The organism is Vogesella aquatica, assembly GCF_028548455.1.
GTDB classification, from domain to species: domain Bacteria; phylum Pseudomonadota; class Gammaproteobacteria; order Burkholderiales; family Chromobacteriaceae; genus Vogesella; species Vogesella aquatica.
Genome location: NZ_JAQQLF010000004.1, coordinates 24,633 through 51,240 on the forward strand (window position 1 = coordinate 24,633; position 26,608 = coordinate 51,240).

A 26,608-nucleotide genomic window follows, 5' to 3' on the forward strand; every position below is an offset into this window, starting at 1 on the left:
TGGTTTAGTGGCTATGTGCCGGGCTGGCTGGCGGGGTCAGTTTTACCCCGGCCGCGGGTTTGGCCAGTGCTTTGCCATCGGCAGGCATCTCATCCCAGCGCGTCTCGCCCTTCGTGCATTTTTGTACCACTTTAAACCAGGCGGTTTCACCTGCCCTTGCCGGCAGCGTGCCGCGGAAAACAAATTCGTCGTAGAAATCGTCGGGCAGATTGCCGCCACGCCATTCGATTTCACTCACATCTTCACGCACGGTAGTGCCGTGGTTGTCGAACGGTTCCACGGCTTTGTAGACCGTAACCAGCTGCCAGCCCGCCTTGGGCATGGGTTTGGCCAAGCGGAAGCCTTCCGGCAGCAGCACGCGGATACTGGTGGTGGGGCTGCCATCGCAGCCATGTGGTACGCGCAGTACCGTTTTGCGCCGCTGCCGGCAGGGTGCAGAGTGCCCGTGTGGCGCCAAGCAGCAGGTTATTCATGACTCATGCACCACACAGAATGAAGTGGGGCAATAGTCGATGAGGCCTGTGCCGGGCTATTGCGGCGCGGTGGCCTGCTATTCGCGGTGGTAAGGGTGGTTATTCAGGATGGAGTACGCGCGGTACAGCTGTTCGGCCAGCAGCACACGCACCATGCCGTGTGGCAGGGTCATGGCAGACAGCTGCAGCATGATATCGGCGCGGGCTTTCAGCGGCTGCGACAGGCCGTCGGCCCCGCCGATGACGATGCAGATATCGTCGCCGCCGGCCATCCACTCCTTCATGGCGCCCGCCAGCTGTACCGAGGTCCAGTTTTTGCCGCGTTCGTCCAGGATGACCAGCTTGCTGCGCGGCGGAATGGCGGCCACGATGCGTTCGTGTTCGGCGGCAATGCCTTTTTCGGCGGTGACGCCGCCGCCGCGTTTTTCCGGCTTGATTTCTTTGAGCTCGAACTGGATATCGCGGCCAAAGCGCTTGGCGTAGTCGCCAAAGGCATCGTCTACCCAGCGTGGCATCTTGCTGCCCACGGCAAGCAGGGTGATTTTCATGGGTGCATCCCCAAAAAGGTTGGCCGCAGCACCTTGCGGGGCTGCGGCCAACGGGTTACTGCATGGGCTTAGCTTAGACTGCAGCGTTCCACGGGCGGCCGCCTACCGGCACGAAGGATGGCTTTTCGCCGCCCCACAGTGCTTCGATATCGTAGTAGTCGCGCACGGCCGGCAGCATCACGTGGATGACCACGTCGCCGGCGTCTACCAGTACCCATTCGCCGCTTTCGTGGCCTTCGGTACCTACCAGGTCGATACCTTTTTCTTTCAGGGTCACGGCAACGTTATTGGCCAGGGCTTTGACCTGACGGTTGGAGTCGCCGGTGCACACGATCAGGCGTGCAAACAGCGAGGTCAGCTGGGTGGTGTCCAGCTCGACGATATCTTTGCCTTTTACGTCTTCCAGGGCTTCTACAGCCAGCTTGGCGATGTCTTGAACTTGCATGGTATTCCTTGAGTAGTGTGTCGGGGACGTAATGTCACGTCAGCGTCCGGTGCCAACAGAGGTCCCGTAAAGAGCAAACGGCCGCGGGACGGCGGCACGTGCAATCAATAGCCTGCCACCGTCTACCGGTATAGCTGGTGCTGGCGGATATAGGCCAGTACCGGCTTGGCAATCAGCCCGCTGCAGTCGCTGCCACTGGCGAGGCGGGCTCGCAGTTCGGTGGCAGAGAGGGGGACGGGTGGCAAGGTCAGGGCGCGGATTGTACCGGAAGGCGCGCTGTTTGAAAAATCAGATACTTGCGCGGCCTGCCAGCGGCTGGCGATATCGGGGTGCAGGCGGGTGGGGTCGAACCCCGGCCGGATGGCTACGGCCAGGTTGGCGGTGTCCAGCAGGTGGTGCCAGCGGTGCCAGGTATGCAGGTTTTCCAGCGAGTCGCCGCCCACCAGAAACCACAGTGTGCAGCCCGGGGGCAGCTCGGCGCGGATTTCTTCCAGCGTTTCAATGGTATAGGCGTGGTGGCCGCGTTGTACTTCGCGCCCGTCAGCCAGCCAGCCGGGCCGGCCTGCTATGGCTTGCTGCACCATGGCCAGGCGCTGTGTGGCGCTGGCGGCGGGGCCTTGCTGGCGGTGGTAGGGTTGGCCGGCTGGGATCAGGTGCAGGCGCGTGAGCGCGCATTGCTGCCAGAACGCGTCGGCCATGCGCAGGTGCGCGGCGTGGATGGGGTCGAAGGTGCCGCCAAACACGCCCACGCAGCAGGGTGCGTGCTCAGCTGGCGTAGCCATCCAGGATCAGGTCGAGCTGGCCGGTGGCCGGGTGAATCACCAGGCCGTGTACCGGGATGTCTTTGGGCATCAGCGGGTGGTTGCGGATGGTATGCACGGTGTGGCGTACGCTGTCTTGCACATTGTCAAAACCCTTCAGCCAGGCGTCCAGGTCGATACCGGCACCGCGCAGGGTGGTGATGGTGTCGGCGCTGACGCCGCGCTCTTGCGCATTGGCCAGAATGCGGGCCGGGTCGATGGCGCGCATGCCACAGTCGTGGTGGGCGACGACGCAGATTTCTTCTGCGCGCAGCTCGTATACCGCTACCAGCAGGCTGCGCATGACCGAACCCCATTGGTGGGTCACCAGTGCGCCTGCGTTTTTGATGAGCTTGGCGTCGCCGTTTTTCAGGCCCATGGCCTTGGGCAGCAGCTCTACCAGCCGTGCGTCCATGCAGGCCAGGACAGCCAGGTTTTTGTCGGGGAATTTGTCGGTTTCGAATTGTTCGTACTCGCGCGCTTCAACGAAGGCACGGTTGTGCTCCAGCAGGCTATTCAGCAGTCCCATCGGGGGTCTCCAGTGTGACAGCCACCGGGGCAGGCGGCGCCGGGTGGCTGGCTTGGTTCACGCCACGGCAGCCAGGTGGGGTGCCGTGTCGCAGCTCGTGGCAGGCCGCGGATGGCGGCTGCCGCTACGGGATGTTGGTATGTTTGCTCTATATCTGGCGGGCGCCATGCTACCACGGGCAGGGTGTTTTATGGTGTCAGCCGCTTGCGCAGGCATAGCTGGCGTTTGGCCACGTGGTAGCCCTGGTTCTGGTAGAAGCGGTGCGCGCCGGTACGCTGTTCGTGGCAGCGCACGGTTAGCTGTGTCACGCCTTGCTGGCGGGCCCAGCTTTCGGCCGCGGTAAGCAGCAGGGCGCCAATGCCCTGGCCGCGTGCGCGCTCAGCCACCACCAGCCCGCCGATTTCCAGTGCCGGGTCTGATTCCAGCAGCGGGCGGATGTAGCCGTGTATCCAGCCGCACAGGCCGCTAGCGTTTTCGGCCACCAGTAGCAGGTGGGTGGCCGGCTGGGCGAGTAATGCGGCCAACCTGGGGGCCAGCTGCCCGGCGCTGGCCGGGTAGCCCAGCTCACCGCATAGCGGGGCGAGGGCGGCGATATCGTCAGGGTGGGCGGGGCGCAGCTTTACCATTTGGCGTAGTGGTCTTCGGTAACACCCACCAGCTGGCTTACCGTATGGGCACGGCCGCTGTCGGGGTGGATGAGGGTACCTGTAAAGGTACCGATGGGCTGGATATAGCGGCTGGCGGCGATGAACAGGTCTTTGTTTTCGCCACGCGCGCCCTCGGGGTAAAACTGCAGGTCTACCGCGCCATCATCGGTATGGATGTGCCATGGTGCCAGCGGCTTGGCCGCGTCGTAGCGAAAGTGGGCAGGGCCGACCGCCAGTAGCTCACCATCCAGCCAGATGGCGTTTTCCGCGTCACCCATATAGCCGGCTTGCAGGTTGAAGCCTAGTGCCGGGCTGTGCGCGCTGGCCCAGCGCCAGCTGGTTTCACGCGCCAGCAGGCCGTTCGAGGCATCCAGGCTGGCGATGGCACCATCCAGCGACAAGCGCTGGCCGGCGCACTCGGCAAAGCCGCTTACCGCCAGGGCGCTGCTTTTGTGGGTGGCGTGGGCTTGCCAGTTGGCGGGGGCGATCACCGCCAGGGTTTGCTCTGGCATGGGCAGGGCAAGATGTGCGGCCAACTTGAGCGCATCGGTATTGATGGTGAGCTCGAGGCGGTTATCGGCGCGGCGAAAGGCAATGCGCTGCTTGCCGCGCTGGAAAGTGGCGTCGCCAAAGGCGCGGTTTTCCATCCGGGTGGCCAGCAATGGCAGGCCATCGGCACTAAAACTGGCCAGCAGCGTGCGCTGGCGGCGGTCAAACAGGTAGGCAAAAGCGCTGCTGACCCAGCCCGCGTCCACCACCGCCACGCCGATAAAGTAATGCTCGTGTGCCAGCGCGGCGTACTGCCAGCGCTTGTGGTGCAAGGGGCGTAGCAGCTGTCTGGCGGGCGGCATGCGCAAAGCCTGCCAGTCAAGCCGGGTAACGATACCTTGGTAAGTACCAAAAGCCGGTATGCCGCGTTCGTGTACCAGGCGCGCCGGCGCCGGGGGGAGTGAGCTGCTTGCCATCAGGCCGGGGCGGACTGCCGCCTATGTGTAAAAGGACTCCCGAGTCTAGCGCACATTGCACCTGTTGCGCGCGATGCCGGCATGTTGGCCGCCAAAGCGCGCAAGATAACGGCAGTAGCGCTCGTCCGGGCGCGGGATGTGTTGCCCGCTTGCGACACGATGCCTGACCGCCGGCGCAGGTGACAGGCCGTGTTGTGCGCATGTCAGGTGTGGCGCTTTGCCATAATTTGTTACATTGTGGCCAACTCTGCTGCTGCAGTACCGCGCGGCCAGGTGCGCCAGCAGGTGATAGTGTTGGCAAGGGGCTGTTTTTACACTATCAATAAATACATAATATTTGTATTCCGCCAGAACGACAAAAAACAGACATGAGAGGGTCATCACATGGATTTGACTGTGTTGCACGATAACGCAAACCGTGCCGCCAGCCTGCTAAAGAGCCTGGCAAACCAGGACCGGCTGCTGTTGTTGTGCCAGCTGGTAGCCGGCGAGCGCACGGTGTCCGAGCTGGAAAAGCTCACCGGCATCCGCCAGCCTACCCTGTCCCAGCAGCTGGGCGTGTTGCGCAACGAAGCGCTGGTCAGCACGCGGCGTGATGGCAAATGGATTTATTACCGCGTGGCCAGCCAGGAAGCCATGGCGATCCTGGAAACACTCTACGGCTTGTATTGTGGTGCCCAGCAGGACACCCCGGTCTGCGAGCTGCCCCCCTCCGCGGCCTAGCCGCCAGGTAAAGCAGGCCTGGCACGCTGCCTATGCCCTCTGTACGCCAGCCTTGCCCGGGCTGGCGTTTTGCTTGCGCTGCGTCGTCGGGCAGTTGATCTTGCGTGCAACTTTTGCCGCAGGGGCCCTATCATAGCGGCATGACCTTGCGCCCCCGTCTTGTCGCCCTGGCGACCTCGCTGGCTCTGATCTGGCCAGCCGCCCCCAGTACCGCCCACGACCTGCCCAATCTGGGGACGGTTGCCGAATCTGCCTTGCCCCAGGCCGAAGAAAACCGTATCGGCCGCGATATCCTGCGTAGTCTGCGTGACGATGGCGACGTGATCGACGATGCCGAAGTCGGTGACTACCTGGCCGACCTGGGCGGCAGCCTGGCCGCTACGGCGCAGGCACCCCTGTTGACCTTCCGTTTTTTTACCGTGAACGACCGCAGCATCAACGCCTTTGCCCTGCCTGGCGGGGTGATCGGCGTACACAGCGGCCTGCTGATGGTGGCGCAAAGCGAGGGCGAGGTGGCCTCGGTGCTAGCGCATGAAATTGCCCACGTTACCCAGCGCCATCTGGCGCGCATGCAGGAAAACCAGGGCAAGAACCAGCTTTGGTTGCTGGCGGCTGTGCTGGCCGGCGCGTTGGCGGCCTCGCGCAGCAGTAATGGTGATGCCACCTTTGGCGCGCTGAACGCCGGTGTGGGCCTGTCTATTAGCCAGCAGCTGGCCTATAGCCGCGATTTCGAACGCGAAGCCGACCGGCTGGGCATGCAGTATCTGGCGGCAGCCGGTTTCGACCCCCGCGCCATGCCGGCGTTCTTTGAGCGCCTGCAGCAGGAGCAGCGCCATAACGACAATAACGCGCTGGGCTTTTTGCGTACGCACCCTTTAACCGTGGAACGCATCAGCGAGGGCCAGGGCCGTGCACAAAGCTACCCGGTGAAGATGCGCGCCAACAGTACCGACTTTGTCCTGATGCGCGAAAAGCTGCGCATCGCTACGCTAGGTGCGCAGGACGCCCTGGCGTACTACCAGACCGCGTTGGCTAGCGGGCGTTACCTGAACCGTGGCGCGGCACTGTACGGGCAGGCGCGTGCCTTGCTGGCGCAGGGCGAAACGGCCGCTGCCCAGGCCTTGTTGCCTGCGGTGCGTCAACAGCTTGGCAGCCACCCGTCTGTCTTGCTGCTGGAAGGCGATATCCAGCGTGCTGCGGCCAACCTGCCCGCCGCCATCCAGACCTACCATCAGGCCCTGCAAACCTGGCCGGCCCGCCGTGCCTTGCGGCTGGCCGAGATCGACACCCTGCTGCAAGCCGGTCGCAGTAGCGACGCGCGGCAGGCCATAGACGCGGCGCTGCTGCGCTACGGCGACGACGCCCAGCTGTGGCGGCTGTCGGCGCGCAGCTACGGCGAGGCCGACGCCTTGCGCTACCACGCCGCACTGGGAAATGCGTTCTTTTTCGAACAAAAGTTCGATTCCGCACGCGTACAGTACCAGCTGGCCAGCCGCGCACGCGGGGACGACTTTTATTTGCGCTCGTCTATCGAAGCGCGGCTGCGCGAGCTCGATGCCCTGCTGAAAACCGGGCCTTGAGCACATCGCCATACCGTCTTTTCCCTGCCATTCGGGTGCAAGGTGCGCGATACCGGGTAAAAGCCCGCCAGCTGTGCCGGGCGTAGTGTTATGACAACATGACGCTGGCACGCGGCAATCGCAAAAATACAACATGATGCGGCGCAATATCCCTGATTTTAAAGCTGGTTTTGAGTGAAAACCCCAATAGCCTATTCCGCCCGATCACAGGCAGGATTTACACTCTGCACCGTGTAAGAAAGTTTTCGTTTCCGCAAATTTTATTTGCGAAAATGTTCGCTTATAATCCGTGTTGACCTGAAGCGGCCTCTACCCGGGGCTGAAACGACATGCAGGGCGTCGCCACAAGATGCCCCTAACAATAATGTGAGGATGTGAGATGGCAGCAATCTACCCTGACGATATCGACCCGATTGAAACCCATGAGTGGACCGATGCGCTGGAGTCCGTACTGGACAGCGATGGCGCTGAACGCGCCCATTTCCTGCTGGAAAAAATGGTTGAGCGCACCCGTCGTCGCGGCGCCCACCTGCCATTCGAAGCCACCACGGCTTATCAGAACACCATCCCGGTAGGCAAAGAGCAAAAGTCGCCGGGCAACCACGAGATGGAGCACCGCATCCGCTCGATCAACCGCTGGAACGCCATGGCCCTGGTGCTGCGTGCCGGCAAGAAAGACCTGGAGCTGGGTGGCCACATTGCCTCCTTCCAGTCGTCCGCCACCCTGTACGACGTCGGTTTCAACCACTTCTGGCGCGCCCATAACGACGAGCAAGAAGGCGATCTGGTGTACTTCCAGGGCCATATTTCCCCAGGCGTGTATGCCCGTGCCTACCTGGAAGGCCGCCTGAACGAAGAACAGCTGGACAGCTTCCGCCAGGAAGTGGACGGCGGTGGCCTGTCGTCCTACCCGCACCCGTGGCTGATGGAAGACTTCTGGCAGTTCCCTACCGTATCCATGGGCCTGGGCCCGTTGATGGCCATCTACCAGGCACGCTTCCTGAAGTACCTGGAAAGCCGCGGTCTGGCCAAGACCCCTGGCCGTAAAGTGTGGTGCTTCTGCGGCGACGGCGAGATGGACGAGCCGGAATCCCTGGGCGCGATCGCCCTGGCCGCCCGCGAAGGCCTGGACAACCTGGTATTCGTGATCAACTGCAACCTGCAGCGTCTGGACGGCCCGGTACGCGGTAACGGCAAGATCATCCAGGAACTGGAAGGCGACTTCCGCGGTTCCGGCTGGAACGTGCTGAAAGTGATCTGGGGCTCGCGTTGGGACCCGCTGCTGGCCATGGATACCAAAGGCCTGCTGAAAAAGCGCATGGACGAGTGCGTGGATGGCGATTACCAGACCTTCAAGTCCAAAGACGGCGCCTACGTTCGCGAACACTTCTTCGGTAAACACCCGGAGCTGCGCGAGATGGTGGCCAATATGTCCGACGACGAGATCTGGGCACTGAACCGTGGTGGCCACGACCCGCACAAAGTGTACGCGGCGTACCACGAAGCGACCCACAATGCCAATGGCCGCCCGACCGTGATCCTGGCCAAGACCATCAAAGGTTACGGCATGGGCTCCAGCGGCGAAGCGCAAAACGTGGCGCACCAGGCCAAGAAAATGGCGCTGGAAAACCTGCGCAAGTTCCGCGACCGCTTTGCCATTCCGGTGTCCGACGAAGATCTGGAAAAAGTACCGTACTACAAGCCGGCCGAAGACAGCCCGGAAATGCAGTACATGCGCGAGCGCCGCGCGGCGCTGGGTGGCTACCTGCCAGCCCGCAAACCGGTGAAAACCCCGCTGGCCGTACCTGGCCTGCACGTGTTCGACAGCCAGTTCAGCGATTCCGGCGAGCGCGAGTTCTCCACCACCATGGCTTTCGTACGTCAGCTGGGCATCCTGCTGAAAGACAAGAACATCGGTAAGCAGATCGTACCTATCGTGCCGGACGAGTCCCGCACCTTCGGTATGGAAGGCATGTTCCGCCAGTACGGCATCTGGTCTACCCAAGGCCAGAACTACGTACCGCAGGACGCCGACCAGCTGATGTTCTACAAGGAATCCAAAGACGGCCAGATGCTGCAGGAAGGCATCAACGAGCCGGGCGCGATGTCCTCGTGGATTGCGGCAGCCACCAGCTACGCCAACCACGGCATCCCGATGATTCCGTTCTACATCTACTACTCGATGTTCGGCTTCCAGCGCATTGGCGATCTGGCCTGGGCAGCGGGCGACATGCGCGCACGCGGCTTCATGCTGGGCGGCACCGCCGGCCGTACCACCCTGAACGGTGAAGGCCTGCAGCACGAAGACGGCCACAGCCACATCCAGGCCGGCCTGATCCCGAACTGCATCAGCTACGACCCGACCTTCGCCTACGAGCTGGCCGTGATCCTGCAAGACGGCCTGCGCCGCATGTATGTAGAACAGCAAGACGTGTTCTATTACATCACCCTGATGAACGAGAACTACACCCACCCGGCCATGCCGCAGGGCGCCGAAGAAGGCATCCTGAAGGGGATGTACCTGTTCAAGGACGGTGGCGACGCCGAGGTGAAAGTGCAGCTGATGGGCTCCGGCACCATCCTGCGCGAAGTGATTGCCGCGGCCGACCTGCTGCGCAATGACTTCGGTATCGCGTCCGATATCTGGAGCGTGACCTCGTTCAACGAGCTGCGTCGCGACGGCATGGAAACCGCCCGCCACAACCTGCTGAACCCGCTGGGCGAACAGCGCCTGTCCTACGTAGAACAGCAGCTGGCAGGCCGTACCGGCCCGGTAGTGGCTTCTACCGACTACATCCGCAACTACGCCGACCAGATCCGCGAATACGTACCAGGCCGCTACGTGGTACTGGGTACCGACGGTTATGGCCGCTCCGACAGCCGCGCCAAGCTGCGCGAGTTCTTCGAAGTGAACCGTTACTACGTGGTGGTAGCCGCCCTGTCGGCGCTGGCACGCGAAGGCAAGATCGACGCCGCCCGCGTACAGGAATCCATCACCAAGTACGGCATCAACGTGAACAAGCTGCCAAGCTGGAAGGTTTAAGCCGCCTGCGGCCAACCTTGGGGAAGGGCGCGCCGCACGGCGCGCCCTGCACAAGCCGAATAGTGGCAGCCGGCGTTTACCCGCCTGCTGCCCCACGATGTGGATAAAGCCATGAGCAATCTGATCGAACTGAAAGTGCCCGACATTGGCGGGCACAGCAATGTAGACGTGATCGAAGTATTCATCCAGCCGGGCCAGACCGTTGCCGTAGACGACAGCCTGATCACGCTGGAAACCGATAAAGCCACCATGGAAGTACCGGCCGAAGCCGCCGGCGTGGTGAAAGAAGTGCGCGCCGTACTGGGTGGCAAGATCTCCGAAGGCGACGTGATCGCCATTATCGAAGTGGGTGCCAGCGCCGCTGCCCCGGCGCCGGCTGCTGCCGTGGCGGCCCCCGTTGCTGCTGCGCCGGCCCCGGTAGCCGCACCTGCACCTGCTGCAGCCCCGGCCGCTGCGGCCAACGTTGGCCGCAGCGAGATCCGCATTCCGGATATCGGCGGCCACAGCGGTGTGGACGTGATCGAGGTATCGGTAAAAGTGGGTGACGAGATCAAGGTGGACGACAGCCTGATCACCCTGGAAACCGACAAGGCCACCATGGAAGTGCCGGCTACCGCCGCAGGCCGTGTGGTAGAGGTGAAAGTAAAAGTAGGCGACAAGGCCAGCGAAGGCGACCTGATCGTGGTGGTAGAGGGTGCCGGCGCTGCTGCTGCACCGGCCGCTGCCGCACCGGTGGCTGCCCCGGCACCCGCTGCCGCGCCAGCTGCCGTAGCCGCACCTGCTGCTGTCCCTGTGGTCGCCCCGGTAGCCGCTGCCGTGGCTGCTGCGTTCAACGAAGCCGGCTTTGCCAAGTCGCACGCTGGCCCGTCGGTACGCAAGCTGGCGCGCGAGCTGGGCGTGGACCTGTCCAAGGTGAAGGGTTCCGGCCGCAAGGGCCGTATCGTCGAAGACGATGTGAAGGGCTTCGTGAAAGCCGTGCTGCAGAACCCGGCTGCGCTGGCACCGGCTGCCGCCGCACCGGCAGGCAGCGGCGTGGGTCTGGACCTGCTGCCGTGGCCGAAGGTGGACTTCGCCAAGTTCGGCCCGATCGAAACCAAGCCGCTGTCGCGCATCCAGAAGATTTCTGGCGCCAACCTCAGCCGCAACTGGGTGATGATCCCGCACGTCACGTTCAACGACGAGTGCGACATCACCGAGCTGGAAGACTTCCGCAAGACCATCGGCAAAGAGTGGGAAAAGTCCGGCCTGAAGATCAGCCCGCTGGCCTTCATCATCAAGGCCGCCGCCGAAGCGCTGAAGGCGTTCCCCACCTTCAACAGCTCGCTGGACGGTGACAACCTGGTGCTCAAGCAGTACTACCATATCGGCTTTGCTGCCGACACGCCGAACGGCCTGGTGGTACCGGTGATCAAGAACGTGGACCAGAAGGGCATCAAGCAGATTGCCAAGGAACTCACCGACCTGTCCGCGCTGGCGCGCGACGGCAAGCTGAAGCCGACCGACATGCAGGGTGCGACCTTCACCATCTCCAGCCTGGGCGGTATTGGCGGCACCAGCTTCACCCCGATCGTGAATGCGCCGGAAGTGGCCATCCTGGGCGTGTGCAAATCGCAGATCAAGCCGGTATGGAACGGTAAAGAGTTCGCACCGCGCCTGATGTGCCCGCTCTCGCTGTCCTTCGACCACCGCGTGATCGACGGCGCCGCTGCGGCCCGCTTCACCGTGTACCTGGGCAAGCTGCTGTCCGACGTACGTCGCCTGATCCTGTAATCATGCCTGGCGCAGGTTGGCCGCGGCCAGCCTGCCCGCCATTGCGGATGGAAAACCATGAGCAATCTGATTGAACTGAAAGTGCCGGACATCGGCGGCCACAGCAATGTGGACGTGATCGACGTGTTCGTGAAAGTAGGCGACACCGTTGCCAAAGACGACAGCCTGATCACGCTGGAAACCGACAAAGCCACCATGGAAGTGCCGGCCGAACAAGCCGGCGTGGTGAAAGAAGTGCGTACCGCTGTGGGCGGCAAAATCTCCGAAGGTGACGTAATCGTCATTATCGAAGCTGCCGGTGCTGCCGCTGCGGCCAACCCCGCGCCAGCAGCTGCCCCGGCCGCTGCTGCACCCGCCGCAGCCCCTGCAGCTGCCCCGGTGGCTGGCAGCCACGCAGGTGCTGCCGACATCGAGTGCGACGTGCTGGTACTGGGCGCCGGCCCTGGCGGCTACTCCGCCGCCTTCCGCGCGGCCGACCTGGGCCTGAAAGTGGTACTGGTCGAGCGTTACGCCACCCTGGGCGGCGTGTGCCTGAACGTGGGCTGCATCCCGTCCAAGGCGCTGCTGCACAACGCGGCGGTGATCGACGAGGTGAAACACCTGGCTGCCAACGGCATCAAGTTTGCCGCGCCGGAAATCGACATCGACATGCTGCGTGGCTACAAGGAAAAAGTCATCGGCAAACTCACCGGTGGTCTGGCCGGCATGGCCAAGGCACGCAAGGTGCAAGTGGTGCGCGGTGTCGGCCAGTTCCTGGACCCGTACCACCTGCAGGTGGAAACCACCGAAGGCAGCGGCCAGGACAAGACCGGTGCCAAGCAGGTGATCAAGTTCAAGAACGCCATCATCGCTGCCGGTAGCCGCGTGGTGAACCTGCCGTTCATCCCGCAAGACCCGCGCATCGTGGATTCCACCGGCGCGCTGGAGCTGAAAACCGTGCCCGGCAAGATGCTGGTGATCGGTGGCGGCATTATCGGCCTGGAAATGGGCACCGTGTACTCCACGCTGGGCGCACGCCTGGACGTGGTGGAAATGATGGACGGCCTGATGCAAGGCCCGGACCGTGATCTGGTGAAGGTATGGGAAAAGTACAACGCCCATCGCTTCGACAACATCATGACCGGCACCAAAACCGTGGCGGTAGAAGCCCGTGAAGACGGCATCTACGTGAGCTTTGAAGGTGCCAAGGCTCCGAAAGAGCCGCAGCGTTACGACCTGGTACTGGTCGCCGCCGGCCGCGCGCCGAACGGCAAGCTGATCGGCGCCGAAAACGCCGGTATTGCCGTGAGCGACCGTGGCTTTATCGAAGTGGACAAGCAGCAGCGCACCAACGTGCCGCACATCTACGCCATCGGCGATATCGTTGGCCAGCCTATGCTGGCGCACAAGGCGGTGCACGAGGCGCACGTGGCAGCGGAAAACTGCGCCGGCCACAAAGCCTACTTCGACGCCCGCGTGATTCCGGGTGTGGCCTACACCGACCCGGAAGTAGCGTGGGTAGGCGTGACCGAAGAGAGCGCCAAGCGTGACGGCATCAAGATCGAAAAAGCGGTGTTCCCGTGGGCTGCCTCCGGCCGCGCCATCGCTAACGGTCGTGACGAAGGCTTCACCAAGCTGATTTTCGACGCCGAGACCCATCAGGTGATCGGCGGCGCCATCGTGGGTACCCACGCCGGCGACATGCTGGGCGAAATCTGCCTGGCCATCGAAATGGGCTGCGACGCCACCGACATCGGCAAGACCATCCATGCGCACCCGACCCTGGGCGAGAGCATCGGCATGGCCGCCGAAGTGGCACACGGCAGCTGCACCGACCTGCCGCCGCAACGCAAGAAGTAAACCCGCGCCTGCGGCCAACCTTGGCCGCACGGCCAGGCAACAAGGGCAAGCCCACGGGCTTGCCCTTTTTCATTGATGTGGCGCGGCCTGCGCTGGCTTTGCCAAGGCCGACAGGCCGCTTGCGGGCCTGTCACGATTACCTGGCTGTGCCCTGGCTTTGCCGCAGTGCGCCCGTTACCCAGCGCTGGATGTTGGCCGCATCCATCGCGCCGGCCTGGCGTTGTACTTCCTGGCCGTTCACAAACAGGATCAGCGTGGGGATGCTGCGGATATTGAAACGCTGCCCCAGCGTGGTTTCGCCCTGGGTGTCGATCTTGGCAAAGCGTAGCTGCGGCATGGCGGCGGCGGCCTGGGCGAAGGCCGGGCCCATCATCTGGCAGGGGCCGCACCACGGGGCCCAGAAGTCCACCACTACCGGAATGTCGTTGCGGCTAAGGTGGCGTTCGGCGTTATCCACCGTGAGCTTGACCGGTTTGCCGTGCAGCAGTGGCTGGTGGCACTGGCCGCAATTGGGCTGGTCGTTGAGGCGCGCGGCGGGCAGGCGGTTGATGGCGTCGCAGTGCGGGCACACCAGGTGGCGGGCGTCGTGGCTGGTCATCGGCGTTCTCCTCGAAGTGACGCGAAGCAGATGGTGGTGGCGGGCAATACTTTCAAGTGATTGATAGTGTTACCGCGGCGGTAGCCATTTCGGCACCCGTGCCAGCAGCCGGTCAACTAGCGCCGGGTCCATGTAGCGGTAGTTGTCGGGTATGTCGAGGCAGACGATGCGCGCGTGGCGCAGGTGGGCGCGGAACTGGCGTGACAGCTTGCGCTGGTGGGCGCTTTCCATCACGAAGATCAGCTCGGCCCAGGCCAGCAGCTCGGGCGTGACCGGGTTTTCTGCTTCGTTGAGCAGGCCGGCCGACGCGGTTTCCACGCCGGGCCAGTCGGCAAACACCTGCTCGGCGGTGGGGCTGCGCAGCCGGTTCTGGCTACAAATGAATAACACCCGCTTCATGGCTCGCCCTGTGCGGCCACGCCCGCCAGGGCATTATCCAGTAGCAGCCGCAGCTCTTCCGCCACCTCGTCCAGCGCTGTGGTGTTGCCTTGCGCCCGGCATAGCAGGATGGCGCCTTCCACCGCAGCGATCAACAAAGTTGCCAGCCGGGCGGCCCGCGCTGCCGGCAAGCCTGCTGTGACAAGGCTGTCGCCCAGCGGCTGTTGCCAGGCGCGGATGGCAGCTGCCACCGCGGCCAACATTGGCGCGTCGTCGTCGGCTGCGCTGTCATCGGCGGCTACGGCCATCACCGGGCAGCCGGCGCGGCAGGCTTTGTCTTGCAACAGCTGCCGCCACAGCGCGACAAACGCCAGCAGCCCGTCGCGCGGGCCGGCGGCGAAGGTGCGTGTCAGGTAGCGGGCGACCTGTTCGCCGCTCAGTTGTACCGCTTCGCTGATCAGCTGCGGCTTGCCGCCAGGGAAGTAGTGGTAAGTAGAGCCCAGCGGCGCCTGCGCCAGCTTGGCCACTTCGCGCACGCTGGTGGCGTTCAGGCCGCGCTGGCGCAGCATGTCGGCGGCGGCCAGCACCAGGCGTTGACGTGGATCGACAGCGGAATCATTCATCGGCATGGTCTTGCTATAACAGTCGTCATAGTCTAGCATCGAAATCATTATAACGACTGTCATAGATCAAGCATGACAACTCACGAGAGGCCTATCATGACCCTACCCGAGACGGCAGCGGGCACGGTGCACGCGTTTATCTTGCCGGCGCGCGACGGCTACCCCTTGGCCGCAACGTTGTTCCAGGCCGCCGGCCAGCCGCGTGGCGGCATCATCTTGGCCGGTGCCACCGGTGTACCGCAGCGCTTCTACCGCCGTTTTGCCGAGCACGCGCAGCAAGGCGGCTTTACCGTACTGACGCTGGACTATCGCGGGATCGGCCGGTCGCGGCCGCCCAGCCTGCGCGGCTTTGACATGCAGTACACCGACTGGGGCAAGCTGGACCTGGCCGCCGCGGTGGATGCGATGGCGGACGCGCCGGTGCCGCTGTACTGGGTGGGCCATTCGTACGGTGGCCACGCGCTGGGCATGCTGCCCAATCACCAGCGGGTAACAGCCGCGTACGCGCTGGGGGTAGGTGCGGGATGGCATGGCTGGATGCCGTGGTACGAAAGCCTGCGCGTGCGCTTCATGTGGGCCACGGTGCTGCCGTGGCTGACGCGCTGCAAGGGCTATTCGCCGTGGGCGATGCTGGGAATCGGCGAAGACCTGCCGGCTGGTGTGTTCTGGCAATGGCGGCACTGGTGCCGATTTCCGCGCTATTTCTTTGACGACCCGGCCAGTGCCTGGGTACACGACGCCTTTGCCAGCGTACGTACTCCGCTCGTGGCGGCTACCGCGCTGGACGACCTGTGGGCCATGCCGCGTTCGCGCGACGCTTTTTTCGATGGTTACCGCCAGGCGCCGCAACAGCGCCGTGACCTGGACCCGGCGCAGTACGGCAAGCTGGGGCATATGGGCTATTTCCGTGCCCACGCGCAGCCCTTGTGGCAGGAGGTGCTGGACTGGTTCGATACGCAGGGCCAGTGCAGTACCGTGGCGTAGCCTGTGTGAAGGCGACGGTGTATCGCAACTGCGCTACGATGATGCATTATCGATAATGCACAGTGCAGCAAAAGGTGACCTCATGGCAATCGACGAGCAGGCCAGTTTTCTGGCACCGGCCTACCTGGCTGACTTTGCCTGTAACGGGCCGGTGTGCCCCGATACCTGCTGTACCACCAGCTGGGCTATCGAGCTGGACCAGCCCACCTATGCCCGTTACCAGGCCTGTACCGATGACCAGCTGCAGCCCTTGTTCCGGCAGCATTTGCAGCGCTTGCCGGCGAGCCCGCGCACGCTGGCGTATGGCCGCATTGCCGCGGCTGGCCACAGCGGCGATTGCCCGATGCTGGATGCCAGCCGGCTGTGCCGCATCCAGTCGCGGCTAGGCGAAGCGGCCTTGTCTCATACCTGTTTTGCCTACCCGCGGCACCACTACCAGCTGAACGGCGTATTGCATCAGGTAGCCTCGCTGTCGTGCCCGGAAACCGCCCGTCTGGCGCTGGCCAGCCCGGACGCCATGACGTTTACCGAATTGCAGCGCCCGCTGCGGCCCGAGGTGTTGCATCAACCGCAAGCGGCACAAGCAGATGCGGCCCAGCAGGCCGCGCAAGAGCTGCATTACCTGTGCCTGCAGCTGCTCGCCGAGCCGGCATTGGCGCTGTGGCAAGCACTGGCGGTGTGCGGCGTTGTCTGCCAGTGCCTGCAGGACCTGCCGGCCGCTCACGATCCGGCCAGGCTGCTGGCCTTGCTGGACGATATCCGTACGTCACTGGCCGCGACAGACGGGCTGTTAACCGATCTGGCCGCCGTGCGCCCGGACTACGAAGGCCAGGCCCGGCTGCTGTACCTGTTCACCAGCATGCCGCGCACGCAGGCCCGGGCGGCAGCGCAGCCGCGCTTTGGCACCGTTGTGCAGCGAGTGCAGCGGGTGATGGGTGATAGCGCCGAACAGTACACCCGCAGCTACCCGGCTTTGCTGGCAGCATGGCAGATGCGGCTGGAAGACCTGGAGCTGGACTACGTGCTGCGCAATTACCTGTTGAACCTGATGCAGGTACGCACCTTTCCGCTGGATGAGGGCATGGCACCAGCGCAAGCGTACGCTTCGCTGGTGGTGGCATATCTATGGGTGCGCGGTTTCTGTGCGGCGCTGGCGGCCGAGCGCGGCAGCGTGACGCTAGACGACATGGTGCTGGTGATCCAGACGCTGGAGCGCACCTGCGAGCACGACCGCAGCTTCCTGCTGGCCATGGCAGGTGGCTTGCAGCGCAGCGGCCTGACCCGGTTGGAAGCGCTGTTGCCGCTATTGCCCTGAGCTTGCCGGCGGCAGCCGCTGCAGCAAGTCCCAGCGGTTGCCGTACAAATCCTCGAACACCACCACCCAGCCGTAGTCCTCGTGGCGCGGGCTCTCGCAAAAGTGTACGCCGGCGGCCAGCATGCGCTGGTAGTCGGTGTGGAAGTCGTCACTTTCCAGAAACAGCCACACCCGCCCGCCGGCCTGGTGGCCGATAAAGCCGGCCTGCAAGGGGTTGGCCGCACGCGCCAGCAATAGCGCACAGCTACCGCCGGGCGGGGCCACCACCACCCAGCGCTTGTCGCCTTGCGGGGTGTCTTCCAGCAGGCTAAAGCCCAGTTTGCCGGTAAACCAGGCAATGGCTTCGTCGTAGTCGCGCACCACCAGGGCCACGCGTGAAAGCAGGGTAGACATCAGGCTCCTTTGCCATGCTCAGAGGGGTTTTGTCGCCAACAGCGAAGTTTATCGCTGAAAAGCTAATTGCTAATTATCGAAAATTGCCAGAATGGCAATTCTGCCAGCTTGTTGGTTTTGCATTAACAGCTATCTGCTCTAACATGGAGCGTCCTGCTTACCCCGTCTGTCATCATGCGCCGCGCCCTGCTATTGCTTGCCCTGTGTTCCCCGTCTGCCTGGTCCGCACTGGACTACCAGGTAGAGATCGTTGCGCCTGACAGCCTGAAAACCCTGCTGCAAAACAACCTCGACCTGACGCAATTGCGCGAGGACGAGGCGCTGCGCGAAAGTGACCTGCAGGCCATGATGGCCAGCACGCCGGACGAAGTGAAAAAGCTGCTGGAAACCGAAGGCTATTTTGCGGCCAACGTTACCGTGCAGCGCGAGGGTAATACCGTGCGCGTGCAGCTGGACCCGGGCGAGCCGGTGATGGTGTACGACGTCAACGTCAGCCTGCAAGGGGCGGTACGGCAGGAGGCGGATTTCGGGCGTTTCATCAGTACCGCACTGGCCGAGTGGGTGCTGCCCATTGGCGGCCAGTTCCGCCAGGACGACTGGGATAGCAGCAAGAAAGGCGTGCTGCGCCCGTTGTTGCTGGAGCGTTTTCCGCTGGCAAAGATTACCGAGGCCCGGGCGGATATCGACCCTGCCAGGCATAGCGCCGAGCTGAACGTGGTGATCGATAGCGGCCCGCGCATCAGCTATGGCCCGCTGCAGATAGAAGGCGCACAGCGCTACCCGGAACAAGTGATACGCGGCCAGGCCAATTTTCGCGAAGGCGGCCCCTACAAGCAGGCCGATATGCTGGACTACCAGGCCAGCCTGGAGCGCGACAGCCACTACACCAATGTGGTGGTGGCGCCGCTGTGGGAAGAGCGCCAGGATGACCGCGTGCCTATCCAGGTCAAGGTCACCGAGATGCAGCGGCAAAAGCTGGATACCGGCCTGAACTACAGTACCGGCGACGGCGCCGGTATCCGCCTGGGCTACGAGCACTACAACATCTTCAAGCGCGGCTACACCGGCTCGGTGGTGTACGACTGGAAGAAATCGCGCCAGCAGCTGGACCTGGGCCTGGGCTTTCCGCGTACCGCTAGCGGCTACTCCCACGCCATCGGCCTGAAGCAGCGTCATACCGAAGCCGACAACACCGTGACCGACGCCAGCGAGGCCGGCATTTTCCGTATCCGCCAGGTCGGCAATATCGAGTCGCGGCTGGGGTTGGAGTATCTGGTGGAAAAAGAAGCCCTGGCCCAGACGCTGACCCGCGACAACCGCGCCATCCTGGTGTCCTATGGCTGGACGCAGCGCGCCATCGACAACGCGCTGCGCCCCGGCCGCGGCTACCTGATCGAAGCGCAGGCAGCCACCACGGTTGGGAATGTGGCCAGCGATACGCGCTTTAGCCGCGGCTACCTGCGCCTGTCCAATTACTGGACGCCGGGCTTTCTGCCGCGCAGCACACTGGTCACCCGCGTGGAAGCCGGCCAGGTCTGGGCGCAAGACAGCACGGAAGTGCCGGTTTCGCGCCTGTTCAAGGCCGGTGGCGTCAACAGCGTGCGTGGCTACAACTACCAGAGCCTGGGCGTTTCCGACAGCAATGGCACCATTACCGGCGGGCGCGTGCTGGCCACGGCCAGCGTGGAATACCAGTACGCCGTCACGCGCGACTGGCGGGCCGCGCTGTTTTACGACGCCGGTGATGCGGCCAACAGCTGGCAGGACGTGCGCGTCGCCAAGGGCTGGGGTGCCGGTGCGCGCTGGCTTACCCCTATTGCGCCACTGGCGTTTGATATTGCCCGCGGCGAGCGCGACCACCGCTGGCGCTGGAACCTGAACCTGGGATTGGCATTTTGAACCCGCAACACCCCACCCCCGATACGCCGCCGGAAGACACCATGCCGGCGCTACCGCGCCGCCGCCTGCTGGGGCGCCTGTTCTGGCTGCTGTGCTTGTTGCCAGTCTTGCTGCTGGGTGCCAGCGGCTGGTGGCTTACCGCCACCCCTGCCGGCTTTGCCACCCTGTGGCGCTGGGCCAGCCAGCTAAGCGCCGGCCAGCTACAGCTTGGCCACGTGCAAGGCACGCTGTGGCAGGGCTTTACCCTGCAAGACCTGCGCTGGAAAACACCGGATAGCCAGCTGGGCATCAGCCGGCTGACGCTGGACTGGCAGCCGCAAGCTTTGTGGCAGCGCCAGCTGCACATCCGCCAGCTGGCGCTAGGCACGGTCAGCTGGCAAAGCCGGCCGGACCCGCAGCCCAAACCGGCGCAGCCGCCGGCTGACCTGAGCCTGCCGCTGGCCATACGCCTCGATAGCCTGAGCCTGGCGCAGCTGCAGCTGCCGGCACAAAAGCTGCAACTGCAAAATCTGCAGGCCAGCTACCGCTACCAGGCAGCGCAGCACCAGCTGCAGCTGTCGCAGCTGGGCACCCCGTGGGGCGCGCTGGGCGGGCAGCTGGCATTGGGCGACGCCTCGCCCTTTGCCCTGCAAGGCAGGGTACATTACCAAGGCCGGCTGGACGATGTGGCCACACAGGGCCAGCTGGGCATGAGCGGCAGTCTGCTGCTGCCGCAGCTGCAGGGCGAGGTCAACGCGCGCGGGCTCTTGATTGCGCTGAACGGCAAGCTTGCCCCGTTTGACGTGACCCCGCTGCGCCGCCTGCGCCAGCTGGACTTGCGCGTGGGTGGCATCAACCCGCAAGCCTTCCAGCCCGACTGGCCGCAGGCGGCACTGGCGTTGTCGGTACAGCTGAAGCCGCAAGACGCCGACACGGTTGCCGGTGGCCTTAGCCTGGTAAACAGCCAGCCGGGTGCCCTATCAGCCAAGCGCCTGCCGTTGTCGCTGCTGTGGGGCGATTTCCGTATTCATCAAGACACCTTGCAGCTGCCCGGCCTGACGGCGCAGCTGGCCGGTGGCCAGCTCACCCTGCGTGGCCAGGCCAGCGCCAGTGCGCTGGCGCTGCAGCTGGGCCTGGCCGGGCTGGATAGCCAGGCGGTAGATAGCAGCCTGCCGGCGCATAAGGTGTCCGGCACCGTGGCGGTGAGCGGCAGCCCGCAGCTGCCGGCCTTGGCGCTGAAACTGGCCAGCGGCAAGCTGGCGGTGGAAAGCCGCGTTGCCCTGGCCGAGAAACCGCGCCGGGTAAAACTGGACGACCTGCTGCTACGCACCGGGCTGGGCCGTTTCCAGGGCAAGGGGCAGTACCTGATCGACGACAAGGCGCTGGGGTTTGACGGCCGCTTTATCAGCTTCGACCCCGGCCTGCTGGATGCCCGCCTGCCACGGGGTAATGTCAACGGCCAACTCTTGGCCAGCGCCCGCCTGGCCAGCCAGCCGCAGGGCGATGTATCGCTCAAGTTTGCCCCCAGCCAGCTCGGTGGTGCCGAGCTCGCTGGCCAGCTGGCGCTGAAATGGCAAACGCAGCGTATCAGCGCGGTCAACGCCGACCTGAGCCTGGGCCGCAACCGCCTGCAGGCGCAAGGTGCTTACGGCGTGGCGGGCGATACCCTCAAACTGCAGTTGGCCGCACCCGACCTCAGCCCGCTGGGGCCCGCTTTCTCCGGCGAGCTCAACGCCCGGCTGGCGCTGGCCGGCACCCCGGCGCGGCCGGATATCAGCGCGCAAGTGCAAGCCAGCCGCCTGGCGCTGCCCGGTGGGGTACAGCTGGCCAGCCTGGACGCCGACGGCCGCAGCGGTACCGCAGAGGACAGCCCCTTCCAGCTGACGCTGCAAGGGCGCGGCCTGCAGGCCGGCGGCCAGCGCCTGGACGACATCACACTTAACAGCAGCGGTGTACGCGCCGCGCACCAGCTGAGCCTGGCTTTGCGTGGCCAGCTGCAAGGCAAGCCGCAAACGCTGAGCCTGGCGTTGCAAGGCGGGCTGGATACCCACACCCTGCGCTGGCGCGGTACGCTGGCCAGCCTGCAGGCAGACGGTGCCGTGCCACTGCGGCTGGCTGCCCCGGCTGCGCTGCAGCTGGCACAAGACAGTGTGACGCTGGCGCCTAGCCGCTGGCAGGCACTGGGCAGCAGCTGGCAGCTGGGCGATACCAGTTGGCAGCAGGCAGCGGGCTGGCGTAGCCAGGGCCAGGTCAATGCCCTGGCGCTTTCGGCGCTGGCGCCGTGGTGGACACCGCCGCTGCCGCAAGACCTGGTACTGGCCGGGCAGTGGTCGCTGGCTGGCCAGCACGGCCTGCCACAGGGCAAGATCGCGCTGCAGCGCCTCAGTGGCGACCTCACCCTGCCGGCGCAGGGCAGCCACCCGGCGCAAAGCCTGGGACTAAGCCGCGCCATGCTGCAGCTGGGTCTGGGGGAAAACGCCCCCTTCAGCCTGCAGCTGGATACCCGTTTTGGCCGTGTCGGCGGCGAAGGCAGCATCAACCTGCCGGCCGGCAGCACCAGCCTGGACGCTGCCAGCATCAATGGCCGCCTGACTGCCGCCGTGCCCGCGCTGGCGATATTGCAAAGCCGCATGCCGGCCGGTACCGAGCTGGATGGCAGCCTGGCGGCCAACCTCACGCTGGCCGGCCCGCTACTGGCGCCACAGCTGGGCGGTACGCTCAGCGGGCAGGGCTTGCGCTTTGTGGAGCGCAAGAACGGCATCCGGCTGGAAGAAGGCGTGCTGGCGGCGCGGCTGCAAAACCGCAGCCTGCTGATCGACACCCTGCAGTTTGGCCGCGCCGCCGAGCTGTCGGCCAGCGGCGAGCTGGCGCTGGATGGCAGTACCCCTATGGCCGCCGTCACCCTGAAACTGAACCGCTTTGCCGTGCTGGACCGCCCGGGGCGGCGCCTGCTGGTGTCGGGTAGCAGCAAGATCGGCATCGAGCAGGGCCGCGCCATGGTGCGCGGCAACTTTACCGTAGACCACGGCCGCTTCGACCTGCCCAAGCTGGGTGGCCCGCAGCTGTCGTCCGATGTGTACGTAGTGGGGCGCACGGTAGACGAAGGCGGCAAGGCATTGCCATTGGGGCTGGATCTCACGGTGACACTGTCGGACGACGTGCGCTTTGCCGGTAATGGCCTGGACGCCTGGCTGGGGGGTGATATCCGCCTGCTGGCCCAGCCTGGCGGCCAGCTGCAGGCGCGCGGCCAGATCCGTGTGGACAAGGGCCGTTTCAAGGCCTACGGCCAGGATCTGGACATCAACCGTGGCGTGGTGAGTTTTACCGGCGCGCTGGATAACCCGTCGCTGGATATCCGCGCCAAGCGGCGCATGTCGCAGGTCGGTGCCGGGGTGGAAATCACCGGTTCGGTGCTGACGCCCACGGTAAAACTGGTGGCCGACGAGGCCATGTCGGAAAAAGACAAGTTGTCCTGGCTGATCCTGAACCGTGCCGCCACCAGCGGCGAGCGTGACAGCGATATTGCCGGCGCCTCGGCCGGTGGCCTGCTGGCCGGTATGGTGAATGATAAAGTCGGCTTGTTCGACGATGTGGGCGTGCAGTCGCGTGCCGAAAGCACCAGCGCCACCGGCACGGTCAGCCCGGCCGAGCAGGTGGTGGTGCTGGGCAAGCAGCTGACGCGCGAGCTGTACGTGGGCTACGAGTACGGCCTGCGTAGCGCGGAGCAAGCCATCCGCCTGAACTATCAGCTGTCGCAAAAGCTGTCGCTGGTTGGCCGCATGGGCTACGAGGTGTCGTCGGAGCTGCGCTACACGCTGCGCTTTGACTAGCCGCCGCCACCCTGCCGTGCCAGGCCGCTGTAGCCTGGCACGGCAGGGCCGGGCGTGTCAGGGCCGGGCGGTAGCCGCTACCAGCCCGGCGGCGCTATCCAGCGCCAATGGCCGGCCGGTCAGGTAGCCTTGTACGGCTTCGCAGCCCAGCTGCGCCAATGCGGCCAACTCTTCTTCGGTTTCCACCCCTTCGGCCAGTGCTTCCATCTTCAGGCTCTTGGCCAGCGTGATGATGGCCAGCACGATGGCGGCGTTGTCGTGGCGGTTTTGCAGGTCGGTGACAAAGCAGCGGTCGATTTTGACCGTATCGGGCGCAAAGTCTTTCAGATAGGCCAGGCTGGAATAGCCGGTGCCGAAGTCATCCACTGCCAGCCGTACGCCTAGCGCTTTCAAGCCGTCCAGTGCGGCTTTCACATTGCCGGTGCGTTCCAGCAGGGCGCTTTCGGTGACCTCGATTTCCAGCTGCGCTGCCGCCAGGCCGGTATCGCGCAGGATGCTGGCCACCAGCTCGGCAAAGCCCGGCTGCGCCAGCTGGCGCGGCGACACATTCACGGCCATGGTCAGCGCCGGGCCACTGGCCGGGGCGGGCCAGGCGGCGGCCAGCTGGCACGCCTGGCGCAGCACCCAGCTGCCGATTTCGATAATCAGGCCGGACTCTTCCGCCACCGGGATGAACTCGGCCGGCGAGGTGGCTACGCCATCGCAGTCGGTCCAGCGCAGCAGTGCCTCGAAGCCGGACAGGCGGCGGTCGGCTACCCAGAACTTGGGCTGCAGCATCAGGTGCAGCTCCTGGCGGGCCAGTGCGCCGCGCAGACGGTTTTCCATCAGCAGGCGCTGGCGCACCTCGGCGGTCATGCGCTCGGTAAAGAAGCGGTAGTTGTTGCGCCCCTGCGCCTTGGCCTCGTACATGGCCATGTCGGCATTTTTCAGCAACAGCTGGGCGTCCTTGCCATCGTCCGGGCTGATGGAAATGCCGATGCTGGCGGTAATCACCAGCTGGTGGCCATCCAGCACAAAGGGCTGGCGCAGGGTGTCCAGTACGCGCTCGGCAATCAGCGCGGCCTGGGCGTTGTCGGCCAGCTCGGGCAGGATCATCACGAACTCGTCGCCGCCGGTGCGGCCAACGGTGTCCATTTCGCGCACCACGGCGCGGGTGCGGCGTGCCACTTCCTGCAGCAGGGTATCGCCGGTGGCGTGGCCCAGGGTGTCGTTGATGTTCTTGAAGCGGTCCAGGTCCATGAACAGCACGGCCACCTTGTGGCGGCTGCGCTCGGCCACGCGCAGCGATTGCTGCAGGCGGTCCATCAGTAGCAGGCGGTTGGGCAGGTCGGTCAGGTAGTCGTACTCGGCCAGGTGCTGTACGCGGGCTTCGGCTTCCTTGCGCTCGCTGATGTCGGAGAACAGCGCGATATAGTTGGTAAGCGTGCCGTGGCTATCGCGCAGGGCGTTGATGCTGAGCCACTCGGGGTAGACTTCGCCACTTTTGCGCCGGTTCCAGATCTCGCCGGCCCATTGGCCGCGCGCCGTCAGGTGGTTCCACAGGTCGTGGAAGAAGTCGGCGTCGTGCTTGCCCGAGCTGAGCAGGGCAGGGGTCTGGCCCAGCGCCTCGGCCTCGCTATAGCCGGTGATGGCGGTAAAGGCCTGGTTCACCGCCACGATGCGGCTGGCGGCGTCGGTAATCACGATGGCTTCGGTGCTGGCTTCAAATACCTTGGAGGCCAGGCGCAGCTCGCGTTCCTGTTCGATACGGGCGCCAATATCGCGGGCGGTGGCGCAGCGGTATTGCTCGCCCTGGTAGTCCACGGTGCTGAGTTTGACTTCCAGCGTCACCGGCCCGTGGCAGCACGTCAGCTGCAGCTCGGCGCTGTCGCCGTCCGGCAGGGTGCTGGCAAACAGTTGCTGCAGGGTGTCTTCGTGGCAGCCGTCAAAACACTCGCGCGCGCGCTGGTTGCGGTAGGCCACCTGGCCTTGCGCATCCAGCAGCACGATGATGTCGGCGGCGCTGTCGCTCATGTAGCGGGTCAGCTCGATTTCGCGCGCATTTTGTTCCAGCGCGTTCTGCCGGCTTTCTATCTGCTGGCGGTAGCCGTCGGCCAGCTGGCGCATCCAGCGCGAGAAAAACAGCGAGAACAGCACCGCCAGCAGCAGGGCCGCGACAAAGATACCCAGTGTGGCCAGTACGCGGGCCCGGGTCTGCTCGCCCAGGCGCTGTTGCAGCTGGTCGTCATGCCCCTGCAGCATGCTGCTGGGCGCCACGGCAATCACGCGCCAGCCCCAGGCGGCCATGCGGCCAACGTAGGCGGTGTACTGCACGCCCTGCAGGTTAAAGTCGATAAAGCTGCCCAGTGGCGCAGCTTGCAGGCGTTGCTGCAGGCGGGCGTCAAGCGTGGTCTTGCCCGGCAGAAAGTCTTGCAGCGGCTGGCCTTGCCGGTCCAGTACGATAAAGCCGCCGCGCTGGCCGGTACGCATTTGCGCCAGCAGCGCCAGGCCCTGCTTTTGCAGGTCCATGGCCACATTGTCTACGTACTCGCCGCCACCGATCAGCCAGCCCAGGGGCTCGAAGCGCCGCGCGTAGGCTACTTTTTCCGCCATGCGCTTTTCGCCGGGGCGGTACCAGCGGTAGCTGGCAAAGCCTGCGCCCTCGGCATTTTGCGTGGCGGCAATGAGGCTGCGCATGATGTAGGTGCCGGCGTCGTCACGGTTGTTCAGCAGCGACGTGCCCTCCAGTGCCGGGCTGGTGGGCAGCAGTACGCAGTCGCCCTGCAGTGTGTCGATAAAAAAGTAACCGCGGCCATGGAAGTAGCGCAGCGGGCGCAGTGCCTCGACGATTTCGCGCCGCGAGCGGCTGGTAGGCTGGCTGGAGTGCGCATGGGTCTGGTACAGCGCGGTAGCCAGCGCGTGCGCCTGGTCCACTTGTTCCTGGATACGCTGGCGTAGCAAGGAGTGTGTCTGGTGGTCCAGCGTGTCCAGCGTAATGATGGCGTCGTCGCCCCAGGTGCGCAGGAAGGTCTGCCCGTGCTGCAGCGTTTGCTGTTGCACGGCTTGGCGGTTGCTCTGGTAGTCCTGCCATTGCTGGTAGAAGAAGTAGCTGGCCAGCAAGACCACCACGGTAATTACCAGGCTCAGCATGCCCGCCAGTTGCAGGCGGGCGAGACGGGTCTGGTCGGGCAAACGTGACACGGCAGTACCTGGTACGAATAGGGGGAGGGTGCATTATAGAAACGCAGGCCGGCCAGGTATTGATATT

At 64.5% G+C, this 26,608-nt stretch carries 21 protein-coding genes; 9 read left to right on the forward strand and 12 right to left on the reverse strand.

Features of this window, described 5'->3' with window-relative positions:
• Positions 1-4 precede the first annotated feature (4 nt).
• The 7 genes from PQU95_RS03145 to PQU95_RS03175 form a co-directional block, all read right to left on the reverse strand.
• Complete coding sequence (locus PQU95_RS03145) at positions 5-457, reverse strand: YcnI family copper-binding membrane protein (protein WP_272750646.1); 453 nt, start codon at positions 455-457, stop codon at positions 5-7.
• A gap of 93 nt (positions 458-550) precedes the next feature.
• A complete protein-coding gene (gene rlmH / locus PQU95_RS03150) occupies positions 551-1,021 on the reverse strand; it encodes a 23S rRNA (pseudouridine(1915)-N(3))-methyltransferase RlmH (protein WP_272750647.1) in 471 nt (156 codons plus the stop codon).
• A gap of 73 nt (positions 1,022-1,094) precedes the next feature.
• Complete coding sequence (rsfS, locus tag PQU95_RS03155; RefSeq protein WP_017507585.1) at positions 1,095-1,466, reverse strand: ribosome silencing factor; 372 nt, start codon at positions 1,464-1,466, stop codon at positions 1,095-1,097.
• Between the two features lie 122 nt (positions 1,467-1,588).
• Positions 1,589-2,248, reverse strand: a complete 660-nt coding sequence (gene nadD / locus PQU95_RS03160) for a nicotinate-nucleotide adenylyltransferase (protein ID WP_272750648.1) — start codon at positions 2,246-2,248, stop codon at positions 1,589-1,591.
• Positions 2,232-2,795 (reverse strand): beta-class carbonic anhydrase, encoded by a 564-nt coding sequence (locus PQU95_RS03165; protein ID WP_272750649.1) that lies wholly within the window; start codon positions 2,793-2,795, stop codon positions 2,232-2,234. Before PQU95_RS03165 ends, nadD begins: the two co-directional genes overlap by 17 nt.
• Positions 2,796-2,983: 188 nt before the next feature.
• Complete coding sequence (locus tag PQU95_RS03170) at positions 2,984-3,421, reverse strand: GNAT family N-acetyltransferase (protein ID WP_272750650.1); 438 nt, start codon at positions 3,419-3,421, stop codon at positions 2,984-2,986.
• Positions 3,415-4,407 carry a DUF2804 domain-containing protein gene (locus PQU95_RS03175; protein ID WP_373321368.1) on the reverse strand — a complete coding sequence of 331 codons (993 nt, stop codon included), beginning with the start codon at positions 4,405-4,407 and terminating at the stop codon, positions 3,415-3,417. Before PQU95_RS03175 ends, PQU95_RS03170 begins: the two co-directional genes overlap by 7 nt.
• 384 nt (positions 4,408-4,791) lie before the next feature.
• Here PQU95_RS03175 and PQU95_RS03180 point away from each other — a divergent pair, with 384 nt between their 5' ends.
• The 5 genes from PQU95_RS03180 (at position 4,792) to lpdA (ending at position 13,362) form a co-directional block, all read left to right on the forward strand.
• On the forward strand, positions 4,792-5,130 hold the full coding sequence (locus PQU95_RS03180) for an ArsR/SmtB family transcription factor (RefSeq protein WP_272750652.1): 339 nt from the start codon (positions 4,792-4,794) through the stop codon (positions 5,128-5,130).
• Positions 5,131-5,270: 140 nt separating this feature from the next.
• Positions 5,271-6,710: a beta-barrel assembly-enhancing protease gene (locus PQU95_RS03185; RefSeq protein ID WP_272750653.1), complete on the forward strand. Its 1,440-nt coding sequence runs from the start codon at positions 5,271-5,273 to the stop codon at positions 6,708-6,710.
• A 379-nt stretch (positions 6,711-7,089) separates the two neighbouring features.
• On the forward strand, positions 7,090-9,753 hold the full coding sequence (gene aceE / locus PQU95_RS03190) for a pyruvate dehydrogenase (acetyl-transferring), homodimeric type (protein WP_272750654.1): 2,664 nt from the start codon (positions 7,090-7,092) through the stop codon (positions 9,751-9,753).
• Between the two features lie 111 nt (positions 9,754-9,864).
• Positions 9,865-11,523: a dihydrolipoyllysine-residue acetyltransferase gene (gene aceF / locus PQU95_RS03195; protein ID WP_272750655.1), complete on the forward strand. Its 1,659-nt coding sequence runs from the start codon at positions 9,865-9,867 to the stop codon at positions 11,521-11,523.
• Between the two features lie 57 nt (positions 11,524-11,580).
• Positions 11,581-13,362, forward strand: a complete 1,782-nt coding sequence (gene lpdA / locus PQU95_RS03200) for a dihydrolipoyl dehydrogenase (protein ID WP_272750656.1) — start codon at positions 11,581-11,583, stop codon at positions 13,360-13,362.
• A gap of 136 nt (positions 13,363-13,498) precedes the next feature.
• Here lpdA and trxC read toward each other — a convergent pair whose 3' ends face one another.
• The 3 genes from trxC to PQU95_RS03215 form a co-directional block, all read right to left on the reverse strand.
• On the reverse strand, positions 13,499-13,960 hold the full coding sequence (trxC, locus tag PQU95_RS03205) for a thioredoxin TrxC (protein WP_272750657.1): 462 nt from the start codon (positions 13,958-13,960) through the stop codon (positions 13,499-13,501).
• Positions 13,961-14,029: 69 nt separating this feature from the next.
• Positions 14,030-14,359, reverse strand: coding sequence for a low molecular weight protein tyrosine phosphatase family protein (locus PQU95_RS03210; protein ID WP_272750658.1), 330 nt, complete (start codon positions 14,357-14,359; stop codon positions 14,030-14,032).
• Complete coding sequence (locus PQU95_RS03215; RefSeq protein ID WP_272750659.1) at positions 14,356-14,961, reverse strand: TetR/AcrR family transcriptional regulator; 606 nt, start codon at positions 14,959-14,961, stop codon at positions 14,356-14,358. Before PQU95_RS03215 ends, PQU95_RS03210 begins: the two co-directional genes overlap by 4 nt.
• Before the next feature lie 96 nt (positions 14,962-15,057).
• Between PQU95_RS03215 and PQU95_RS03220 the strand changes: the two genes are divergently transcribed.
• Entirely contained in the window at positions 15,058-15,945 is an 888-nt protein-coding gene (locus tag PQU95_RS03220) for an alpha/beta hydrolase family protein (protein ID WP_272750660.1), read from the forward strand.
• Positions 15,946-16,027: 82 nt separating this feature from the next.
• Complete coding sequence (gene fliB / locus PQU95_RS03225; RefSeq protein ID WP_272750661.1) at positions 16,028-17,260, forward strand: flagellin lysine-N-methylase; 1,233 nt, start codon at positions 16,028-16,030, stop codon at positions 17,258-17,260.
• Here the strand turns inward: fliB and PQU95_RS03230 are convergent.
• Positions 17,249-17,653 carry a VOC family protein gene (locus PQU95_RS03230; RefSeq protein WP_272750662.1) on the reverse strand — a complete coding sequence of 135 codons (405 nt, stop codon included), beginning with the start codon at positions 17,651-17,653 and terminating at the stop codon, positions 17,249-17,251. The genes fliB and PQU95_RS03230 overlap by 12 nt on opposite strands.
• Before the next feature lie 174 nt (positions 17,654-17,827).
• Between PQU95_RS03230 and PQU95_RS03235 the strand changes: the two genes are divergently transcribed.
• Positions 17,828-19,552, forward strand: a complete 1,725-nt coding sequence (locus PQU95_RS03235; RefSeq protein ID WP_272750663.1) for an autotransporter assembly complex protein TamA — start codon at positions 17,828-17,830, stop codon at positions 19,550-19,552.
• A complete protein-coding gene (locus PQU95_RS03240; protein WP_272750664.1) occupies positions 19,549-23,361 on the forward strand; it encodes a translocation/assembly module TamB domain-containing protein in 3,813 nt (1,270 codons plus the stop codon). Before PQU95_RS03235 ends, PQU95_RS03240 begins: the two co-directional genes overlap by 4 nt.
• A gap of 57 nt (positions 23,362-23,418) precedes the next feature.
• Here the strand turns inward: PQU95_RS03240 and PQU95_RS03245 are convergent, their stop codons facing one another.
• Positions 23,419-26,541 carry a bifunctional diguanylate cyclase/phosphodiesterase gene (locus tag PQU95_RS03245; protein WP_272750665.1) on the reverse strand — a complete coding sequence of 1,041 codons (3,123 nt, stop codon included), beginning with the start codon at positions 26,539-26,541 and terminating at the stop codon, positions 23,419-23,421.
• Between the last annotated feature and the right edge of the window lie 67 nt (positions 26,542-26,608).

Bases quoted from the DNA above. Each gene is read 5' to 3' on its own strand.
- rlmH (WP_272750647.1), bottom strand. From the start codon at position 1,021: ATGAAAATCACCCTGCTTGCCGTGGGCAGCAAGATGCCACGCTGGGTA.
- rsfS (WP_017507585.1), bottom strand. From the start codon at position 1,466: ATGCAAGTTCAAGACATCGCCAAGCTGGCTGTAGAAGCCCTGGAAGAC.
- nadD (WP_272750648.1), bottom strand. From the start codon at position 2,248: ATGGCTACGCCAGCTGAGCACGCACCCTGCTGCGTGGGCGTGTTTGGC.
- PQU95_RS03165 (WP_272750649.1), bottom strand. From the start codon at position 2,795: ATGGGACTGCTGAATAGCCTGCTGGAGCACAACCGTGCCTTCGTTGAA.
- PQU95_RS03170 (WP_272750650.1), bottom strand. From the start codon at position 3,421: ATGGTAAAGCTGCGCCCCGCCCACCCTGACGATATCGCCGCCCTCGCC.
- PQU95_RS03175 (WP_373321368.1), bottom strand. From the start codon at position 4,407: ATGGCAAGCAGCTCACTCCCCCCGGCGCCGGCGCGCCTGGTACACGAA.
- PQU95_RS03180 (WP_272750652.1), top strand. From the start codon at position 4,792: ATGGATTTGACTGTGTTGCACGATAACGCAAACCGTGCCGCCAGCCTG.
- PQU95_RS03185 (WP_272750653.1), top strand. From the start codon at position 5,271: ATGACCTTGCGCCCCCGTCTTGTCGCCCTGGCGACCTCGCTGGCTCTG.
- aceE (WP_272750654.1), top strand. From the start codon at position 7,090: ATGGCAGCAATCTACCCTGACGATATCGACCCGATTGAAACCCATGAG.
- aceF (WP_272750655.1), top strand. From the start codon at position 9,865: ATGAGCAATCTGATCGAACTGAAAGTGCCCGACATTGGCGGGCACAGC.
- lpdA (WP_272750656.1), top strand. From the start codon at position 11,581: ATGAGCAATCTGATTGAACTGAAAGTGCCGGACATCGGCGGCCACAGC.
- trxC (WP_272750657.1), bottom strand. From the start codon at position 13,960: ATGACCAGCCACGACGCCCGCCACCTGGTGTGCCCGCACTGCGACGCC.
- PQU95_RS03210 (WP_272750658.1), bottom strand. From the start codon at position 14,359: ATGAAGCGGGTGTTATTCATTTGTAGCCAGAACCGGCTGCGCAGCCCC.
- PQU95_RS03215 (WP_272750659.1), bottom strand. From the start codon at position 14,961: ATGAATGATTCCGCTGTCGATCCACGTCAACGCCTGGTGCTGGCCGCC.
- PQU95_RS03220 (WP_272750660.1), top strand. From the start codon at position 15,058: ATGACCCTACCCGAGACGGCAGCGGGCACGGTGCACGCGTTTATCTTG.
- fliB (WP_272750661.1), top strand. From the start codon at position 16,028: ATGGCAATCGACGAGCAGGCCAGTTTTCTGGCACCGGCCTACCTGGCT.
- PQU95_RS03230 (WP_272750662.1), bottom strand. From the start codon at position 17,653: ATGTCTACCCTGCTTTCACGCGTGGCCCTGGTGGTGCGCGACTACGAC.
- PQU95_RS03235 (WP_272750663.1), top strand. From the start codon at position 17,828: ATGCGCCGCGCCCTGCTATTGCTTGCCCTGTGTTCCCCGTCTGCCTGG.